Consider the following 1,205-nt stretch of genomic DNA (forward strand, 5'->3'; position numbering starts at 1 on the left):
CACCTTGAATAAAGCGCTTCATGGGCGATCCCTGCGATGAAATCCTCAGAAATCATAGCAAGGGTTCGCAAAGGCGTTTTTACACACTCTGGGCCCAGACCGAACGCAGCCTCGCAGGCTCGGCAGCTGCTACGGGGCATAAAAAAAGGCCACCCGAAGGCAGCCTTTAAAAACTAGAGAGGTTTTTGCTTACACGGCCGCAACTGGACGCATGTAAGAGATCGGTGCAGTGCTGGCGTCTTCAAAGGTCACGACTTCCCAAGCATCTGTCTGCTCAATCAATTTGCGCAGAAGCTGGTTGTTCAGTGCATGGCCCGACTTGAAGCCTTTGAACTCACCAATCAGGCTATTGCCCAGCAGGTAGAGGTCACCAATTGCATCGAGGATCTTGTGCTTCACGAACTCGTCTTCGTAGCGAAGGCCGTCTTCGTTCAGTACACCATCCGCGTCGACCACGATGGCGTTTTCAACGCTACCGCCGAGTGCGAGGTTGTGCTTGCGCAGGTACTCGATATCACTCATGAAACCAAAGGTCCGGGCGCGGCTGACTTCTTTTACGAACGAAGTGCTGGAAAAATCCACGCTGGCACTTTGAATGCGGTCACGGAACACCGGGTGATCGAAATCGATCTCGAAGCTCACTTTGAAGCCTTCGAAAGGGACGAAAGTGGCGCGCTTGTCGCCGTCTTCCACTGTCACTTCACGCAGGATCCGGATGAACTTCTTGGCTGCGTCCTGTTCTTCCAGGCCAGCCGATTGAATCAGGAATACGAAGGGTCCAGCGCTACCATCCATGATCGGGACTTCGGACGCGGAGAGCTCGACGGAGGCGGTATCGATGCCCAGGCCAGCCATGGCCGAGAGCAAGTGCTCCACCGTGTCCACTTTGACGTCACCGTTGACCAGCGTCGTCGACATAGTGGTTTCACCAACGTTTTCCGCGCGAGCAGGAATCTGCACCACAGGGTCCAGGTCGGCACGACAAAACACGATGCCGGTGTCTACAGGTGCGGGCTTGAGGGTCAGGTATACCTTCTCCCCGGAGTGCAGGCCTACACCTGTGGCACGGATAATATTTTTCAGGGTGCGTTGTTTAATCATGGCTTGGGCCGCTTCAGCGCAAATTGCGAACTGGAATCAACAAAGCCTGGCGATACGAGCAGACCAGACCATTGCTGAACACCAAACACCTTCATAGCCCTGAT

Annotated in this window: 1 protein-coding gene; it reads right to left on the reverse strand. The window is 54.6% G+C overall.

The features are described from left to right. Window positions 1-189 precede the first annotated feature (189 nt). Complete coding sequence (lpxC, locus tag ACIPIN_RS28965; protein WP_401124939.1) at window positions 190-1,101, reverse strand: UDP-3-O-acyl-N-acetylglucosamine deacetylase; 912 nt, start codon at window positions 1,099-1,101, stop codon at window positions 190-192. Window positions 1,102-1,205 lie beyond the last annotated feature (104 nt).

The sequence above is a fragment of the Pseudomonas sp. NPDC087697 genome, from assembly GCF_044743155.1.
In the GTDB taxonomy this organism is placed as follows: domain Bacteria; phylum Pseudomonadota; class Gammaproteobacteria; order Pseudomonadales; family Pseudomonadaceae; genus Aquipseudomonas.